Origin of the sequence: Aquimarina sp. I32.4, assembly GCF_002924285.1 — a bacterium.
Lineage (GTDB): Bacteria > Bacteroidota > Bacteroidia > Flavobacteriales > Flavobacteriaceae > Aquimarina.
This window is the reverse complement of sequence record NZ_PGUB01000021.1, coordinates 27,021-45,473: the sequence shown is the minus strand read 5'-3', so window position 1 is coordinate 45,473 and position 18,453 is coordinate 27,021. Positions and strand designations below refer to the sequence as shown.

At 34.2% G+C, this 18,453-nt stretch carries 16 protein-coding genes; 4 read left to right on the top strand and 12 right to left on the bottom strand.

Annotation, left to right across the window (positions count from 1 at the left end; genetic code table 11):
* Positions 1–49: 49 nt before the first annotated feature.
* The 7 genes from murD to mraZ are packed head-to-tail and all read right to left on the bottom strand — an operon-like array spanning position 50 to position 7,879.
* On the bottom strand, positions 50–1,405 hold the full coding sequence (gene murD, locus CVD18_RS06855) for a UDP-N-acetylmuramoyl-L-alanine--D-glutamate ligase (protein WP_103864704.1): 1,356 nt from the start codon (positions 1,403–1,405) through the stop codon (positions 50–52).
* Positions 1,406–1,409: 4 nt separating this feature from the next.
* Positions 1,410–2,642, bottom strand: coding sequence for a phospho-N-acetylmuramoyl-pentapeptide-transferase (gene mraY, locus CVD18_RS06850; protein WP_103864703.1), 1,233 nt, complete (start codon positions 2,640–2,642; stop codon positions 1,410–1,412).
* A gap of 48 nt (positions 2,643–2,690) precedes the next feature.
* Positions 2,691–4,154, bottom strand: coding sequence for a UDP-N-acetylmuramoyl-L-alanyl-D-glutamate--2,6-diaminopimelate ligase (locus tag CVD18_RS06845; RefSeq protein ID WP_103864702.1), 1,464 nt, complete (start codon positions 4,152–4,154; stop codon positions 2,691–2,693).
* A complete protein-coding gene (locus tag CVD18_RS06840; protein WP_199185052.1) occupies positions 4,151–6,145 on the bottom strand; it encodes a penicillin-binding protein in 1,995 nt (664 codons plus the stop codon). The genes CVD18_RS06845 and CVD18_RS06840 overlap by 4 nt, the downstream gene beginning before the upstream one ends.
* Positions 6,146–6,149: 4 nt before the next feature.
* The gene (locus tag CVD18_RS06835) at positions 6,150–6,461 is read right to left on the bottom strand and encodes an FtsL-like putative cell division protein (protein WP_103864700.1); all 312 of its coding nucleotides are present in this window, start codon (positions 6,459–6,461) and stop codon (positions 6,150–6,152) included.
* Positions 6,458–7,354 carry a 16S rRNA (cytosine(1402)-N(4))-methyltransferase RsmH gene (gene rsmH, locus CVD18_RS06830; RefSeq protein ID WP_103864699.1) on the bottom strand — a complete coding sequence of 299 codons (897 nt, stop codon included), beginning with the start codon at positions 7,352–7,354 and terminating at the stop codon, positions 6,458–6,460. The genes CVD18_RS06835 and rsmH overlap by 4 nt, the downstream gene beginning before the upstream one ends.
* Positions 7,355–7,411: 57 nt before the next feature.
* Complete coding sequence (mraZ, locus tag CVD18_RS06825) at positions 7,412–7,879, bottom strand: division/cell wall cluster transcriptional repressor MraZ (RefSeq protein WP_103864698.1); 468 nt, start codon at positions 7,877–7,879, stop codon at positions 7,412–7,414.
* 302 nt (positions 7,880–8,181) lie between these two features.
* Here mraZ and CVD18_RS06820 point away from each other — a divergent pair, with 302 nt between their 5' ends.
* A complete protein-coding gene (locus tag CVD18_RS06820) occupies positions 8,182–8,952 on the top strand; it encodes an alpha/beta fold hydrolase (RefSeq protein WP_103864697.1) in 771 nt (256 codons plus the stop codon).
* 21 nt (positions 8,953–8,973) lie between these two features.
* Positions 8,974–9,579 carry a ribosome biogenesis GTP-binding protein YihA/YsxC gene (gene yihA / locus CVD18_RS06815; RefSeq protein ID WP_103864696.1) on the top strand — a complete coding sequence of 202 codons (606 nt, stop codon included), beginning with the start codon at positions 8,974–8,976 and terminating at the stop codon, positions 9,577–9,579.
* Here the strand turns inward: yihA and CVD18_RS06810 are convergent.
* Genes CVD18_RS06810 through gldB form a run of 3 tightly spaced genes read right to left on the bottom strand, consistent with a single transcriptional unit; the run spans position 9,576 to position 11,332 of the window.
* Positions 9,576–9,932: a GTPase gene (locus tag CVD18_RS06810; protein ID WP_103864695.1), complete on the bottom strand. Its 357-nt coding sequence runs from the start codon at positions 9,930–9,932 to the stop codon at positions 9,576–9,578. The genes yihA and CVD18_RS06810 overlap by 4 nt on opposite strands.
* A 60-nt stretch (positions 9,933–9,992) precedes the next feature.
* The gene (gldC, locus tag CVD18_RS06805; protein WP_103864694.1) at positions 9,993–10,328 is read right to left on the bottom strand and encodes a gliding motility protein GldC; all 336 of its coding nucleotides are present in this window, start codon (positions 10,326–10,328) and stop codon (positions 9,993–9,995) included.
* Between the two features lie 2 nt (positions 10,329–10,330).
* Positions 10,331–11,332 (bottom strand): gliding motility lipoprotein GldB, encoded by a 1,002-nt coding sequence (gldB, locus tag CVD18_RS06800; RefSeq protein WP_103864713.1) that lies wholly within the window; start codon positions 11,330–11,332, stop codon positions 10,331–10,333.
* Between the two features lie 138 nt (positions 11,333–11,470).
* On the opposite strand from gldB, the gene nadE reads away from it, so the two are divergent.
* Entirely contained in the window at positions 11,471–12,259 is a 789-nt protein-coding gene (gene nadE, locus CVD18_RS06795; RefSeq protein ID WP_103864693.1) for an NAD(+) synthase, read from the top strand.
* A gap of 141 nt (positions 12,260–12,400) precedes the next feature.
* Complete coding sequence (locus tag CVD18_RS06790) at positions 12,401–13,033, top strand: response regulator transcription factor (RefSeq protein WP_103864692.1); 633 nt, start codon at positions 12,401–12,403, stop codon at positions 13,031–13,033.
* On the opposite strand, the gene dnaG is transcribed toward CVD18_RS06790, so the two are convergent.
* Positions 13,030–14,991, bottom strand: coding sequence for a DNA primase (gene dnaG / locus CVD18_RS06785; RefSeq protein WP_103864691.1), 1,962 nt, complete (start codon positions 14,989–14,991; stop codon positions 13,030–13,032). The genes CVD18_RS06790 and dnaG overlap by 4 nt on opposite strands.
* A 406-nt stretch (positions 14,992–15,397) precedes the next feature.
* The gene (locus CVD18_RS06780) at positions 15,398–18,400 is read right to left on the bottom strand and encodes a T9SS type A sorting domain-containing protein (protein ID WP_199185051.1); all 3,003 of its coding nucleotides are present in this window, start codon (positions 18,398–18,400) and stop codon (positions 15,398–15,400) included.
* Positions 18,401–18,453: the final 53 nt, after the last annotated feature.

The following is an 18,453-nucleotide window of genomic DNA, read 5'->3' as shown; positions in this document are numbered from 1 at the left end:
CTTCACAATTAGACTGTTTATTTTCTATACAGATTTAATTATTACTCTACTACAGTTCTCTCACCGCTTCTTTAAACTGCCTTCCTCTTTCTTCATAATTTTTAAACAAGTCAAAACTTGCGCATGCAGGAGACAACAATACATTTTCATTTCGCTCTGCTATCTTATAGGCCATATTTACAGCTTCTTTCATAGATTGTGTTTCAACAATATTATCTACACAATTACCAAATGCGTTAATTATTTTTGAATTATCTACTCCTAAGCAAATGATTGCTTTTACTTTTTCATTTACCAAAGAATATAGCTCTGTATAGTCATTTCCTTTATCTACCCCTCCCACAATCCAAACGGTTGCAGATTTCATAGCATCCAAAGCATAAAACGTTGCATTTACATTCGTTGCTTTTGAATCATTAATGTATTGTACATTACTAATTTTTAATACATTTTCTAATCGATGTTCTACACCATGAAAATTTTCAAGACATTCTCTTATAGTCGTTTTTCTAATTTTCAACAATTGTGATACTGTGGCTGCCGCCATAGCATTTTTCACATTGTGACCTCCTTTTGCTGCTAATTTTGTTGTTGGCATCTTAATTATATTATTATCTATTGTTATTATTATGTTTTCTTCTTCTAAATATGCTCCGTTCTCTACCTTTTTGGTCAATGAGAAAGGTAATAACCTTGAACGAACAGGGTGTTTATCTAAATATTCTGTTATTACTGAATCATCGGCATCATAAATAAAATAATCCTCTTCTTTTTGATTCATTGTAATCCTGAATTTTGAGGCTATGTAATTCTCAAATTCATATTCATATCGATCCAAATGATCTGGCGTAATATTAGTTAATACAGCAATATGAGGAGCAAAATCTTCTATACCATCTAACTGAAAACTACTTAGCTCTAAAACATATATGGGAGCATCCTTTTCTGCCACTTGTTTAGCAAAACTATCTCCTATATTACCTGCTATATTCACCTCTAACTCTCCTTTTTCGAGTATATAATGCGTAAGCATTGTGGTCGTTGTCTTGCCATTACTTCCTGTAATCCCTACAATTTGTGCCGTTGTATATGCTGATGCAAATTCTATTTCTGACACAACCCTAATTCCAGCATTTTTCAACTTTTCTACCAGTGCTATTTTATCTGGAATCCCAGGGCTCTTCATTACAACATCTGCATTCAGAATCTTAGCTTCTGTATGCTCCCCTTCTTCCCATTGGATATCAAAATTTCTAAGAACATCTTTATACTCATCCGTTACTACTCCCTTATCAGAAACAAAAACTTCAAATCCTTCCTTTTTACCGAGAATAGCAGTTCCTACACCACTTTCTCCTGCTCCCAGCACAACGAGTCGCTTTCTTATATTTGACTTACTGTTCATGTCCTTATCTCACTTTAAGTGTTACAACCGTAATAATTGCCAACAAAATTCCTATAATCCAAAATCTTGAAACAATCTTACTCTCATGTATCCCTTTTTTCTGATAATGATGATGTAAAGGAGACATTAAAAACACTCTTCGTCCTTCTCCATGTTTTCTTTTGGTGTACTTAAACCAACTTACCTGAATCATTACAGACAAGGTTTCTATAAAAAAGATCCCACAAAGGATTGGAATCAAAAACTCTTTACGTATTGCAATTGCTATCACTGCTATTATTCCTCCAATGGTAAGACTACCAGTGTCTCCCATAAATACTTGCGCTGGATATGTATTGTACCACAAAAACCCAACTAATGCTCCCGCAAAAGCTGTTATATATATTACAATCTCTCCTGAGTTAGGGATATACATTATATTGAGATAGTCTGAAAAAATGATATTACCAGATATCCATGCAAACAAGGCCAATGTGAGTACTATTATTGCAGATGAACCAGCAGCAAGCCCATCAATTCCATCAGTAAGATTGGCTCCATTTGATACTGCAGTAACGATAAATATTACAATGGGAATAAAAATTAACCAAGTATATCTCACCATCTCGGGACTAATCCATGTGATTAAATCTGAGTAATCAAATTCATTATTTTTAAAAAATGGCAACGTGGTTTTTGTTGATTTTGTCGCTGGGTTAAAATCAGACACCTCTTCTCCTACAGCTGCTTTTTGAACTGTTTCTGATTTCGCTTTTTCTTCTTTGATAGTGATATCTCCATGAAAATACATTGTACATCCAACTATAAGCCCTAGCCCCACTTGTCCTATGATCTTGAATCGTCCAGCTAAGCCTTCCTTATCTTTTCGCTTTATTTTTAAATAATCATCTGTAAATCCAATAACACCCATCCATAAGGTTGTAACAACCAGCAGGATTACATATATATTATCTAGTCTTGCAAATAATAACACTGGTACAAGAGTCGCAATAATAATAATAACCCCTCCCATTGTTGGTGTACCCGCTTTTTCTGCCTGACCATCTAAACCAAGCTCTCGAATACTTTCTCCCATTTGCTTCTTTCTAAGAAAGTTTATAATTCGTTTACCATAAATTGTAGAGATCAACAATGATACTATAATAGCCATTGCCGCCCTAAAGGTGATAAACTGAAAAAGCGTTGCTCCAGGAAACTGATATTCGCTTTCTAAATATTCAAATAGATAATATAACATATGGGGTTCTTACCTTTTGTACTTTGTTTTCTTTGAGTACAGAAGGGTTTATTTATTTATTTTTTTTAATTCTTTCCCAACGATTTCAAAATCATCAAAATCATTTCGTTTACCATTAATCTCTTGATAGGCTTCATGGCCTTTTCCTGCTATGAGAATAATATCATCTTTCTGTGCTAACTGACAAGCTGTTTTGATTGCTTGTTTTCTATTTGTAATTGATAATGTTTTTTTATAATCCTGTGGTTCTACTCCTTTTTCTATCTCTTCTATAATTTGATCAGGATTTTCTGTTCTGGGATTATCACTTGTGAAAATCACTTTATTACTAAGTTTTGCCGCAATATTACCCATCACAGGTCGTTTTGACTTATCCCTATCCCCGCCACAACCAACTACAGTAATCAATGTTTCGTTATTTGTTCTAATATCATTGATTGTTTCTAATACATTTTTTAAGGCATCTGGTGTATGTGCATAATCAACTATTGCCGTGATTTTTTCGTCAGAAATCAAATACTGAAATCTACCACTCACACTTTGCAAGTCACTCAATAATTGTAATGTTTCTAAAGTTTCTAATCCTAGTAATTCTGCAGTACCAAAAATTGCTAACAAATTATATGCATTAAAGCTTCCTATCAATTTTGTCCAAACCTCTTGATCATTTAATTTAAGTAACAACCCTTCTAGACTGTTTTCTATAATCTGACCTCTATAATCTGCATATGTTTTTAAGGCATAGCTATACTTTTTTGCTTTGGTATTTTGAAGCATAAACTCCCCATTCTTATCATCCTTATTTACTATTGCAAATGCTTTTGGGGATAAACTATCAAAGAATTTCTTTTTCACATCTCTGTATTCTTTGAAAGTGTTATGATAATCTAGGTGATCATGAGAAAGATTTGTAAAAATCCCCCCTACAAACTCCAATCCTTCTGTACGTTTTTGATCTATACCATGAGAACTTACCTCCATAAAGCAATATTCTACTCCCACAGCATTCATCTCCTTGAGGTAATAATTAATTGTCAAAGAATCAGGAGTTGTATGAGTTGTATTATACTCTTGAGAATCCACCAAAATTTTTACAGTAGATAACAAGCCTACTTTAAATCCTGCTTTTTTAAATAATTGATATAACAATGTTGCTATAGTGGTCTTACCATTGGTTCCTGTAACTCCAATTAGTTTAAGGTTTCCAGAAGGAGAACCGTAGTAATTGGAAGCCATCATTGCCAATGCTGATTGAGTGTCACCTACTTCTACATATGTCACTCCTTCTACAATAATAGTTGGTTTTTTCTCACATACCACTGCTAATGCTCCTTGATCAATTGCTTTTCCTATAAAATCATGCCCATCAGAAACAGTTCCTCTGATAGCCACAAATACATCATCTTGTTCTACTCTTCTAGAGTCAAACTCAATTTTATTAACACCTATTATAGTGTTTCCCACTACGGCATTAATAGCTACCTTATATAGTATATCTTTTAATTCTGTCACGACAATTCTAGTCTTACTGTTTGGTTTATTTTTACTTTGGTCCCAGGCTTTATAGATTGGTTTTTTACTTTTCCAACTCCTTCTAGTTTCACTCTTAACCCCATGTTTTCTAAAAGAGCAACTACATCCATTGCAGGCATTCCTGTTACATTAGGCATTATCGTTTTATACTTTTGAGCATTTTGATAATACTTATCATAACTATTCACCACTGCATCACTTTCTACTACGACATATGACACTTCATCTATAACAGGTATATCATTATATATTTTTGTTGCTATCGTCTTAAAAACTGGCGCAGCAACTTCACTACCATAGTATCCTTTTTTCTTATTAGGGCGATGAATAACTACTATACATGAATAAATAGGTGTGTCTACAGGAAAATACCCCGCAAAAGAGGATATATATTCTCGTTCTTTATCTTTTCCATAATTCCCCCAACATGTTCCTGTTTTTCCTGCTATTCCAAAATTATCTGTACGAATATTATCTGCGGTTCCTCTTTCAACAACATTCTTCATCATCTCTTGTGCTATTTTTGCTGTTTCTTTAGAGCATATTGTCGGATTAAGTATTTCTTTATCAAACCTCTCTCTGGTCTTATCCCAGGTTTTTACCTCCTTGATAAATCTTGGTTTAACCATCTCTCCATCATTTGCTATTGCGTTATAGAATGCTAATGTTTGTAATGGTGTTATTGCTACTCCATATCCATGTGCCATCCAAGGCAATGTCGTACCGTACCAATCATCATCTCCTGGATACGGAATTTTTGGTTTACCTTCTCCTTTTATAGCTAATCCAAGCGTTTCTCCTAGCCCCATATTAATCAATCGATCTACAAACTTTCTAGGATTGTTTTTATAGTTTTCATCAATAACTTTAGCAAAAGCAGTATTCGAAGATAATTCAAACGCTTTGGCCATAGATATCTTACCATACCCTCCCCATTTTGAATCTCTTACTGTTCTATCATAAAATTTCACTCTCCCATCTTCTGTATCTACAACATGGCTAGAATCTATCACTTTATCTTCTAGAGCAGCCACTATAGTCATTAACTTAAATGTAGACCCTGGCTCATGAGACTCTCCTACAGCATAATTTAATTTCTCATAATATTTCCCTGTTTTTGTTCTTCCTAAATTGGAGATTGCTTTTACCTCTCCCGTTTTGGTCTCCATAACAACTACAGTTCCATGCTCTGCCTCAAATTTTTCTAACTGTGCCAATAATTCATGATGTGCAATATCTTGTATATTTACATCAATAGTAGAAACCACATCAAAACCATCTTGTGGCTCTACCTCATTAGCATCTCCTATTGGTTTCCATTGATTTTTTGCTATTTTTTGTTTCTTTCGTTTTCCTTCTTTACCTCTCAAAAATGGACCATAAGCCCCTTCTAAACCCACTCTGGTATAATACCCTTGCTCATCTCTTCTCTCGTACCCTACTGTACGCTCTGCTATTTTACCGATAGGATGCTCCCTTACAGTACGTTGTTCAACAATCAATCCTCCTCGATTTGCCCCAAACTCAAATAATGGGAATTTTTTAACTCTCATATACTGAGAGTACCCCAAATTTCTTCGTAATAAGAGGTATCTATTTTTATTGGATCTAGCTGTTCTTATTATTTTATCATAATAAGATACTGGTTTCCCAAATTCTTTAGACAAAGCCTCGCACAATGGTTTTATATGTGCTCTAAAATCTTTTTCATTTACTGCAAGTACATCAAATCGTATATCATATTTAGGAACAGAAGTTGCTAGTAAATTACCTTTACTATCATAAAGATTTCCTCGATTTGCTGGTATATCAAAGGTTTTAAAAACCCGTTCCTGTCCTTTTTGACGATACATATCCCCTTCTACAAATTGTATATTCACCAATTTGATCAATACTGCTATTGCAAAAACGAACATACATGCTGCTATAAAGTACAACCGATTTAATATGTTTTTTTCTTTTATTGCCAACAGCTTAATTTTTTACTATTATTTTTCTAGGTGGCCTTTCTGGGCGCTTTAATCCTTTTTGCATCATTTTTTTCACTATCGATGACTCCATCTTCAATCTCATTAACTCTGTTTTTCCATCCACAAAATGCGTCCTTAATTCTCTTACTTCATTATTTAATCTTGCAATCTCATGCACTTTACTTTCTGCATTATGAGAACTTGCAATCATTATTATCGCCAAAAAGGAAAGAAACAACAACATCCTCCAATTTTTCATAGCATCATCCGCTATAAGAAATTTCCCTTTTAATATGTCATATATCGTTTGTTTCAAATCTTTTTTGCTATTCTAAGTTTTGCACTTCGCGCCCTATTGTTTTCTTTAATCTCACTTTCATCAGGAACAATCAATCCTCCAACTTTCTTAAACGGAACCGTCATATTACCATACAAATCTTTTTCGGGTTCCCCTTCAAACATCCCATTACGTATAAATCGTTTGACTAATCTATCTTCTAATGAATGATAGGATATCAAACTGATCCTTCCTCCTGGATTTAACAACCCTGTTGTTTGCTGTAAAAATTCCTTAAGCACTTCTATTTCCTGATTTACCTCTATTCGGATTGCCTGATAAATCTGCGCCATCACTTTATGTTCTCTATGTTTAGGCAAAAAAGGGCTTAATATTTCTTTTAACACTGCACTTGTTTTTACATCTTGATCTTTTCTAGCACCAACTATAGCTCTTGCCAATTTGGGCGCATTGCGTAGCTCTCCATATTGCAAAAACATTCTTCTTAAATCTACCTCCTCGTACTCATTAATTATATTGTAAGCAGATATTTTCCCACTTTGATTCATCCTCATATCCAAGTCTGCCTCAAATCGTGTAGAAAAACCTCTCTCTGCTACATCGAATTGATGTGAAGAAACACCAAAATCACCAAGAATCCCATCTACTTTTCTTATTCCGTGAAACCTAAGAAATCGTTTAATGAACCTAAAATTCTCATTAATCAATGTAAATCTCTCATCATCGATTGCATTACCCAAAGCATCTTGATCTTGATCAAAAGCATACAACCTACCTTCTGCTCCTAATCGTTTCAAGATCTCCTTAGAATGGCCACCGCCGCCAAATGTGACATCTACATATATCCCATTTGGCTCGACAGCCAACCCATCTACTGTTTTTTTAAGTAATACCGGATTATGATACTCCATCTGTTTCTTTTCTGTTATTTGAATAGTTAAATCAAATTGCGACTCTTGCTTGCCTAATTAATCTAGGCTTATCTCATCATCAAACCCCATTACCTCTTCTGCCAAGTCTGCAAAATCAACAGCAGCATCCTCTATAGCTTTCTCGTATTGACCCTTATCCCACACTTCAATTATATTGACTGCTGATGACAACACTATATCTTTAGCAATTCCTGCAAAACCAATTAAATCTTTTGGAATTAAAAGACGGCCAGCAGTATCTACTTCTACTACTTTCACTCCAGCTGTGAATTTTCGGATAAAATCATTGTTTTTCTTTTTAAAGCGATTGAGTTTGTTCATTTTTTGCATCAAAAGATTCCATTCTGCCATTGGATACAATTCCAAACACGACTGAAAAACAGCTCTTTTTAACACAAATCCATCTTGCAACACAGACGAAAGTTGCTTCTTAAAAGCTGCAGGCATCATCAGACGTCCCTTTGCGTCTGCCTTACATTCGTATGTACCGATTAGATTTACCACTTTAATTTCCCTAAACGTTTAATAATTCAAATATATTGAAAAATTTACCACAATTTACCACAATTTACCACATTGTTAATAAGTTATCATTAAAAGCAATAGATTACAACGACTAAAAACTTTAAAATTTTGTCTATCAGCACACTACAATTAAGTGTGTGTTTTCAGGCTTTTTATTAATTCTGAATAGAAATTATAGGCCTCTAAAAAAATAAAAAAATCATTTTTGTAGTATTGATAAAAAATCCCAAAACTAAATATGAAAATGCTATATTTGCGTTTAATTCTTGTAAGAAGTATTAATGAAGCACGAATTAAAAACAGACGGAAAATTTAGTTATCTAGATTTAGGAGAGGGCACACCAATCATCATCTTGCATGGTTTGATGGGTGGCTTAAGTAATTTTAAAGGAGTGAGCTCATACTTCCCTGAACAAGGGTATAAAGTATTGATACCTGAACTCCCTGTCTATACCCTTCCTATTCTAAAAACTAAAGTTAGCACATACGCCAAGTTCCTTAAGGATTTTATTGATCACTTAGGCTATGGCAACAAAGAAGTAATTCTATTAGGTAATTCTCTAGGAGGACATATTGCTCTTTTATGCACCAAAATGTACCCAGAAATGGTCAAAGCTTTGGTTATTACAGGAAGCTCTGGTCTATATGAGAGCGCCATGGGAGAAAGCTACCCTAAGCGAGGAGATTATGAATTCATAAAAGCTAAAGCTGAAAATGTTTTCTATGATCCTGAAATTGCCACAAAAGAAATTGTTGACGAGGTATATGCAACGGTAAATGATCGCAATAAACTGATTAGAACTTTGGCTATTGCCAAAAGTGCTATTCGTCATAATATGGCAAAAGATCTACCTAATATGAACACCCCTACTTGTATTATCTGGGGAAAAGATGACACAGTAACACCCCCTGAAGTCGCAGATGATTTCAACAGGTTGTTACCTGACTCTGACTTGTATTGGATTGACAAATGTGGTCATGCAGCTATGATGGAACACCCTGAGGAGTTTAATAGATTATTTCATAACTGGTTGCAAGAACGCAACATCTAATCACACTTATTTTTTAATGTTATGAAGATTAGTAGTGCCGAATTTGTAATGAGCAATAGCGATGTTGCCAAATGTCCTAAAGACAAATTTCCAGAATATGCATTTATCGGTCGATCTAATGTAGGTAAATCCTCTTTGATCAATATGCTTACCAATCGTAAAACTCTTGCAAAAACATCTGGAAGACCAGGAAAAACACAGCTTATCAACCATTTTACCATTAATAAAACTTGGTTTTTGGTTGATTTACCTGGATATGGATATGCAAGAGTTTCTAAATCCTCAAAAAAAGTATTTCAAAAATTTATCACTGCATATTTTTCTAAACGAACACAGTTGGTGAGTGCTTTTGTATTAGTAGACTCTCGTCATGAGCCTCAAAAAATAGATCTCGAGTTTATGCAATGGCTAGGTGAAAATCAAATACCTTTTTCTATTATTTTCACAAAAGCCGATAAACTCTCCAAAAGTCAATTACCTGTTCAAATACAAAAGTACACAGAAGAAATGCTTAAGTATTGGGAAGAAATGCCTAATTATTTTATCACTTCATCTTCTTCTGCCTTAGGAAAAGAAGAGGTCTTAAATTATATCTCAGAAATCAATACACAGTTACAAAAATCTTAATTAATTTTTAACTTTAGCAATTCTATTAACTCTTTTTCTGAATCCAACGAAGCTAACTCATTAGCTTCTAAAACAACCAAAAAGCCCTTTTCTTCTTTTTTCAGGATTACTGGAAAATCAAGACCTTCAGGTGAATACTCTTTTAAAAAATCGTTTTTACACATAAAGACAAACTCTAAAGCAGAATTCTCCCTAAAACCTCTCCATAGTTTTTTTTCAGAAAAAACACCGTGAGTAAGGCTACATAAATCACAAGAATATGTTGCAGGGCTAACTATTTTATGAAGATTATCTAGGTATTTACTCCATACACCAGACTTGGCATTATACACAAAAAGAAATGTTTCTTTCAATATTTTGGATTTTACTATTCAGTCTTTATTTTTTCCAAAACATTTCAAAAAACTAATACATTATTTTTGTTTTAACTCTAATTTTTCAGCAAAATAATCACAAAAGTCCTTCATGGTTTCAGTCATTTTCTCATCTTGAGTAGCTCTATAAAACGTATCACTCATAGCTACCAATGTTTGATGAAAAAATATTTTCATTTCATCTACAGGCATATCTTTTGTCCATAAATCAATACGAAGGCTTTCCTTTTTTTTACTATCCCATACAGAAAGCAACATTGCTTTGGTAATCTCATCTTCTACTCCTCCATCTTTTGCAGTCCACTTTAATCGCTCAGGAATCTTATTCTCATCAAGCTCTATATCTATTTTAATTTCTGATTTATATCCGCTCATCGTTATCTTTTGGGTTTATACTTTGATTTATTAAATATTGTTTCTGCATCTGCGATCAATAATTGCTGCAAAGATACATTGTTATTTTCCACATATGAAGCCACAATTCTCCATCCTATATATTGACCTATTCTATCTGGCGCTTCTTTATCTATTTCTTCTAGATAAAATTTTGAAAAAGGAGCTGGATACATAAACCGTGGCATCAATTCACTGTCTGTGCTATACAATAATTGCTTCTCAATAAAATATCTCCATATCTGATCTTCATTGACTTCTGCCCATTTATATTGCTCTTCTGTATATCCAATTTTTCTTGCGTTACTAAGACTTGGCAACAACAAATCTTTGATATACATCTCTTTTCCAAAAGATATCAGGTTTCCTAAAAATGTTCTTTCTCGTATTGGTCCAACTTGATTTTTTGCATAAACAGAAGCCACATCAGAGACAATATTCTGCCTATTGAAGTTTTGTCTCAAATACTTCTGTATACTTTCATAAAAATGATGATCCTTTCCTAAATATGTATCTAAAGAAACAACCAACAACCCCTTAGAAAGCACTACTTTGTTTCTATAGTCTACATCATTGGTAATGGTTACCACACGAGGCACTTTTATTTGAGGGAAATAATATTGTATATGCTGAAAAAGCGAATGTAATTCTTTTTTTTCTGCAGAAAGATCCAAAAACACTTTCTCTACTTCTTTATTTACTTCTTGTTGTATCGTATCCTGTGATCTTTTGAACCAAATACTATCTTCATATTTTTCTGAAAACAGAAAGGGGAAATTGTTTTTCAATTCTGGCAGACTCTCTGGTGTCAATTGCGCAAACAACTGGTCAAATCTTTCAATATCAAAATCTACAGGGATTTCTGCAATCTCTTTTTCTAACTTATTTTCATTAGAACAAGAAACAAATATGCAAAAAACAATGATTAGATTTAGGAATCTAAAATTACCTACCCTTATATTCCTACATCTTTTTAAATAATTCATCTGATTCCAGAACACCATCTTTTTTTATTAATTTTATATTCGCAAAGGTAATACATCAAATTACCAAGTACAAGGATAGATATCTGAAGTACAAAAAAGAAAAATTGGTATTCAATCAATAATTAACAATAACAAAGAATGCAAACAGAAAAAGTAATTGATCATATTGTCAACTGGTTAAAAGAATACGCTACAAAAGCTAACATCAAAGGTTTTGTTGTTGGTGTAAGTGGCGGGATCGACAGTGCTGTCACCTCATCATTATGCGCAAAAACAGGTTTAAAGACCTTATGTATAGAAATGCCAATTCATCAGGCTCAAAGCCAAGTAAATCGCGCTCAAGAACATATTGATCAATTAAAAAAAAGGTTCTCAAATGTATCTGACACGAGAGTTGACCTTACTTCTGTTTTTGAAGAGTTTAAATCTGTAGTGCCAAAAAGCACACCGAGTGCACAACTAGACTTGTCATTGGCAAATACAAGAGCCCGACTCAGAATGTCTACATTATACTATTTTGCAGGATTACATAAATATTTAGTTGCAGGAACCGGTAATAAAGTTGAAGATTTTGGTGTTGGTTTCTATACAAAATATGGAGATGGCGGTGTAGATTTAAGCCCTATTGCTGATTTATTAAAAAGTGATGTTTATGCTATAGGAAAAAGTCTAGAGGTACCGGATTCTATACAAATTGCAGCACCAACAGATGGGCTATTTGGTGATAGCAGAAGTGATGAAGACCAAATCGGCGCAAGCTATGATGAATTAGAATGGGCTATGAAAATGAAAAACGAGGGTAAGAATGTTGGCGATTTTACAGGAAGAGAGCAAGAGGTTTTTAAAATTTTTGTACGTTTAAATACCGTAAATCAACATAAAATGACCCCAATTCCTGTCTGCAAAATACCCTTTGATCTATTATAACCAACATTTTATCGATAAACCAATAAAAAAAAGTTTACGAGGACTAGTTCTTAGTAATTTTGCACCAAGATTTAAAATTACCCCTAGCCTAAAGATGTTAAACTCTTAAAATTAAATTAACGTTAACAATCGTAAACAAGAATGACAACCGTATTAATCGCAGATCATCATCCAATCACAAGGAAGGGGATCGTTTCGTTATTTCGTAACTCAGAGGATTATGAGATTATTGGAAAAGTAAGTAATGGAAACGAAATGTATGATGTTTTGAAAGCTAGTACTCCTGATATACTTATCATGGAGTTAGATTTACCTCAAATCAATGGCATAATGGCATTAAGGACTATTAAAAAAGAATTTGCAGGGATAAGAGTAATTATTTTCAGCTCTCATCCTGAAGAAATGTATGCATTAAGTGCCATAAAAGCAGGAGCATCTGCATACTTATCTAAAACAGTCCCAACTAAAATACTCAAAAAAGCAATCGAACGAGTTGCTCGAGGTGGTATATATCTTAATGACAACCTTACTCAACAACTGGCAAATGGAAATGCCAATGAAAACAATATGGTTGTAAAATACAAAAAACTCTCTTCTAGAGAAATAGAAGTTCTTAATCTTCTATCATCTGGAAAGCGTAATAAAGATATTGCTTCTACATTGTCTATCAATGAAAAAACAGTAAGTACATACAAAACTCGATTACTAAAAAAACTGAAAGTAGATAATCTTGCAGATCTTATTCATCAATCCAGATTATTACACATAAGCTAAATTACTCTATTTAGTTTTCTGTATAATAATTTTTTGAGGGTTTGATAATCTCGAATATCTTCTAAGACCGTTAAATTATTTTCAAATTTTTGAGCTTTCACTCCTTGTGAAAGCTCATTTATTTTTTGATCAATCAAAAACCCTCTTAGACTCAATATAATATTATTCACATAGTCTGAAATTGTTTCTGTTTTCTGTTTTACATGAATCTCCTTATCATACCACCTGTGTAATTCATAACGATCTTCATTCATCATGATTTCTGTAATCTCGGCTGCTATTTCTGGTTGAATTCTATTTATAAAGCTTTCTATTTTAAATTCATCAATCTGATTTAACTCTTCAATCAAAATTCTATATATATCTTTAAAAATTTGATCGGTGAATTCAATTTCATCATCCTGCAAATCTAAATATATTTTTTCAAAAACCTTTATATTGTGTATTTCTGGCTCTAGAACAAGCTCTCCTTCTTCATTTTCTTTCAATATCAAATCTTCAAACTCCTCTTCTTGAACACCATATAACAATAGTGCTTTTATAATATGACGTTCTAATATATACTGCCTGTTTACTTTGGGTTGTTTCTGTGTCTCATTTTTTACAACTTCAAGAGGTTTGTTTTGTTGTTTCTGCTGTTTATGTTGGTCTTTTACATCACTATTACGAATCTGTGCTAAGGTATCAAACAACACATCTTCTGAGACATCCATAATCCTAGAGCATTCTTTTACATATATCTCACGTTTGATGACATCAGGGATTTTTGAAATACTGGTCACCATATCTCTTACTAATTCTGCTCTTTTGATAGGGTCATTCTTGGATTCTTTTTGCAAGAAAGATGCCTTGAAGCTTATAAAATCCTGAGCATTCTCATCTAGATATGCATTTAATTCATCTAATGTGTTTTGTTTAGCAAAACTATCGGGATCTTCACCTTCTGGAAAGTTACACACCTTCACATTCATTCCTTGTTCCAGAATAAGATCTATCCCCCTAAGAGATGCCCTCATCCCTGCATCATCACTATCAAACAATACTGTAATGTTTTTAGTCAACCTATTTATTAAACGTATCTGATCTGTTGTTAACGCTGTTCCCGATGAAGAAACTACATTATCAACTCCCGTTTGATTAAACTGAATTACATCTGTATATCCTTCTACCAGGTAACAATTATCTTCTTTGGCAATGGCTTGTTTTGCATGATAAATACCATAAAGGACTTTACTTTTATGATAGATATCACTTTCTGGGGAGTTAAGGTATTTGGCTGCTTTTTTATCATTGGTTAAAATCCTACCACCAAATCCCAAAACACGACCAGACATTGATTGAATTGGAAACATCACTCTTCCTTTAAATCGATCAAATTGCTTTTCTTCTTTAACAATAGTAAGCCCTGTTTTCTCAAGATAACTTAATTTATACCCTTTTTTAATTGCCTCTGATGTAAATGCATCCCATACATCAGGAGAATACCCTAATTCAAACTTTTTTATTGTTTCATCAGTAAATCCCCGTTCTTTAAAATACGTTAACCCTATTGCTTTACCTTGTTCGGTTTTAAGCAATGAATTTTGAAAGAAAGTGTTTGCAAACTCACTAACCAGATACATGCTCTCTCTTTCATTCGCCTGTTCCTTTTGCTCATCTGTTTGCTCAGTTTCTTCAAATTCTATATTATATTTTTTTGCTAAATATTTTATAGCTTCTGGGTATGTAAAATGCTCATGTTCCATCAAAAAAGCAACTACATTACCTCCTTTTCCACTAGAGAAATCTTTCCATATTTGTTTTACAGGAGACACCATAAAAGAAGGGGTTCTCTCATCACTAAAAGGGCTAAGCCCTTTAAAACTACTTCCTGCTTTTTTTAATTGCACAAAATCACCTATAACTTCTTCTAATCTAGCAGTTTCAAATACAGCATCTATGGTAGCTTTATGGATCATTCTCTAATATAAATAAGTTTACTATTGAGTTTTGAGGTGTTTTTTTATTCCTCTTTTTCACCAATCTATCCTTTTATTTATAGATAAGTTTGCTACAAAAATAGCACAATTAATGAGACTCACGTAGTGCAATATTTTTAAGCTCGTATTATTTTATCTGAATTCACTCCAAAGAAAAACAAGAATTGTATTATTTTATTTCACCTACTTCTTTAACTGATAAGTTACTAAATTTTTGTAGGTCATAAAAAAAGGAGATCACTCCAAAAAAGTAACTTTAGGACTAAAAACCTATTTAGTTTCACCAAAAAGCACACTATCTAAAAAATTTGATCGTGGTATTTATCTGGTAATAAGTTACTTTTTTGGAGAAATCTCCTTAAACCTATTTTTTATTTCTAAAACGTTATTTTGAAATAACGAAACTTCTAGTCACAATAGTTTCTTCTGCTGTTATCCGAACAAAATATGTTCCTGCAGTAAGATCACTTACATTAACTTGTTGTTTATTTTCTTCATTTTTAACTGTACGCACTAGCTGTCCAAACATTGAAAAAATCTCCAAGCTTTGGATTGGCGCTTTATCTACAGATATATTTAAGACACCATTATTCACTGGGTTTGGCGATAATACAAATCTTTTATCATTTGCTTTGACATCTGTAAGCTCATAGGTGTTTAATCGCACTCTTGCTCCTTGCACACAGAATTCTGTAATTTCTGAACTAGTAAACTGCCCTCCTGTTACAATTGTACCTGCACTACTCGATAAGGTATAAGAACCATTACCGTATGAACAGCAAATCCCATCACCAAAAGAATCTGATATTGCAAAAACATAGTTCCCTCCAGCTAATCCAGTAATCGCTTCTGTAACTGTTGATCCATCAGGGTTTGCCGTAGAATAACTTTTTGAAGCTATTGTTGTTCCTGCCGCATCTTTCAACATCCAAGAAGTTTCTTGCGGATAATTATCAAATGTTATATTTAATGTCAAATCACTTGCGGCACAGTTTCCTGTCACCCCTGCAGAAAGCGATATTGCATCTATTGCAGCATCAGCTTGCCAAGTATTACCTGTTACTCTATTAAATCGCAATTGTACTCCTGAGCCAAGATAAGCTGCTAAATCTACGGCAGCTGTTTGCCATGAGTTACCTTGACTCCCTGTTTTACTCCAAACACTTGTCCAAGTTACCCCTTCATCATTACTGACTTCTACATCAAGTGATCCAAAATTTGTTGCTCCAAACATGTGATACTTAAACGAAAATATTGCCGCTGTTGCATCATTAAGATCAAAACAAGGAGAATTAAGTATCGCTTGTTTACTAGGATACCCTGCTCCATTACCAGATGCTTCTACATATATATATGAGGCCCCATCTGCAGCACTTGAAGGCCCTGTACCATTTGAAGGAGTTCCTGCTGAATTTCTTGACCAATCGAGATTATCCCCTGATGCTTGAGTCCAAGCCCCTAAATTAGCCTCAAAACTCTCATTATAGGGCGCTACTAATCCGTTTAAACAACCTGGCCCTGTCGTACTTTCCAGAGTAGTCACACTTACTGTATTACTTGGTGCTGATTGGTTCCCTGCTGCATCTTTTGCTACTACATGAAATGAATATGTGGTAAGAGGAGCTAATCCCATCACAGTGTATGACGCTGTAGAAGAATTACCTACTACGACATTATCTTGATAGATATCATATCCTGTAACACCTATATTATCTGTAGATGCTCCCCAATTCAATGTAGTTTCTCTTGCAGTAGTACCTGAAGCTACTAAATTAGCTGGAGTAGATGGCGGATCATTATCGACAACTGCTGGTTCTATCATAAAAGCAACTACGTGACTTTTTCTCACATTTGGAGAAGGCCCTTTCATATATTCACTTATATGCCAGAATGTTTTATCATCTAATGGATCTATTGTTAATTGCCCATAATCTCCATATCTACCATCGCTTCGGTTATTCTGACTGTCTCCATTTGCAGAAACTTGCTCTGCTACAGTCATTGTACCTAATGGGTCACTTGCTAATCTTCCTGTATATCGTAATGACGTATACACACTTGAGCTAACAACGGTATACGCAAGACCAATATTTCCTAAGGAATCCATTCCTATACTTCCACAAAAAGCACTCAACCCATCTGGTTGTGTATATGTTCCTTCTTGATAAATAGTCCACGGTTGACCATCTGCTGTTTGACGAAGTTCATACCAACGTATTCCTGCTAGACTATCTGTACCATTTAAATCAACTACAAAATTCATCACTACAGAATTATGTGACGGGAATCGTCTGTAATTTGTCATATACATCATTGTTGCTTGCAGCGCATCTATATCTGGCCCATTACCTGGCTCATCTAGGTTTTGAAAAGATCCATTATCAAAAACACTGTCAAAAGGTGCTGTATCAACCTGTTGTGGTGTTGAAATTGTAGAATTAGCGGGGGTTACCCAATCCACATCGATTGTCCATATTTTTAAATGATCTTGAGTAACTCCTGTCCAACTATCATCTTGTAAGTATACTATTGGGCATCCAACTCCAACAGGAGGCAATGTAGTTCCTGTTGCATTAAATCCTCCTGGACTGTAAAATCCATTAGTCTTGGCTCCAGGTAAAGAAAAACTAACCATTTGAGCATTTGCATCTCCTGCAATCATTTTATCACGTTCTACAGCAAATACAACATTATTAGTGTCGGGAGCATTTTGATCTTTGTTGGCTGTAATGTAATACCCATCACTCCAAATAGACAACTTCTCATAATCAGGAAATGTTCCTGTATTAAATCTATAGGTTGACCATCCATCATTTACTGGATCAGGACCTTTACAAACTGCTATCAAAAATCCATTAGGAGAATTACTAAACTCCATAATAATAAATCGATCTACAAAGTTATCATAGACAACAACGGGATCTCCTAATGTTTCTCCAGGAAATAACGTACCCAGGGATGCTTCTGCCAGCAAAACATTACCAGATCTATCCAGAATACCAAAGCCTGAATTAAATGCGTATACATAATGATTAGGACCAATTGCTCCTGTAGCATCATTAAGAACTGTTCCTACATGCGCATCAAAGGATGCTAATGGCGCTCTAATTGCCATTTTGCTAGCACTTTTTTGTTGCTCAACAAGGGGATCGTTCCCTTTTGGAAATCCTTTTCCTGGCACCACGGTATTGCTACCTCTGCGCTTTGGTGGTGCTACATGACCAAGACCTTTTGCTGAAATGATATTCTCCATCTTAGAAAGTGCAGGAATATCTCTTTTGTAAGCCGCTTTACCAACAGAATTTGCCTTGACAGGACTTCCTTTTTGAGCTAGCAGTCCAAAACTGCAAAACACAAAAAATACTAGATAAATAAAATTTGTTTTCATATGTGTGAAATTTGGTTAACTGTTCGATTTTTACACCAATTTTTCAGCATAAG

Bases quoted from the DNA above. Each gene is read 5' to 3' on its own strand.
- murD (WP_103864704.1), bottom strand. From the start codon at position 1,405: ATGAACAGTAAGTCAAATATAAGAAAGCGACTCGTTGTGCTGGGAGCA.
- mraY (WP_103864703.1), bottom strand. From the start codon at position 2,642: ATGTTATATTATCTATTTGAATATTTAGAAAGCGAATATCAGTTTCCT.
- rsmH (WP_103864699.1), bottom strand. From the start codon at position 7,354: ATGGAGTATCATAATCCGGTATTACTTAAAAAAACAGTAGATGGGTTG.
- CVD18_RS06820 (WP_103864697.1), top strand. From the start codon at position 8,182: ATGAAGCACGAATTAAAAACAGACGGAAAATTTAGTTATCTAGATTTA.
- yihA (WP_103864696.1), top strand. From the start codon at position 8,974: ATGAAGATTAGTAGTGCCGAATTTGTAATGAGCAATAGCGATGTTGCC.
- gldC (WP_103864694.1), bottom strand. From the start codon at position 10,328: ATGAGCGGATATAAATCAGAAATTAAAATAGATATAGAGCTTGATGAG.
- gldB (WP_103864713.1), bottom strand. From the start codon at position 11,332: ATGAATTATTTAAAAAGATGTAGGAATATAAGGGTAGGTAATTTTAGA.
- nadE (WP_103864693.1), top strand. From the start codon at position 11,471: ATGCAAACAGAAAAAGTAATTGATCATATTGTCAACTGGTTAAAAGAA.
- CVD18_RS06790 (WP_103864692.1), top strand. From the start codon at position 12,401: ATGACAACCGTATTAATCGCAGATCATCATCCAATCACAAGGAAGGGG.
- dnaG (WP_103864691.1), bottom strand. From the start codon at position 14,991: ATGATCCATAAAGCTACCATAGATGCTGTATTTGAAACTGCTAGATTA.
- CVD18_RS06780 (WP_199185051.1), bottom strand. From the start codon at position 18,400: ATGAAAACAAATTTTATTTATCTAGTATTTTTTGTGTTTTGCAGTTTT.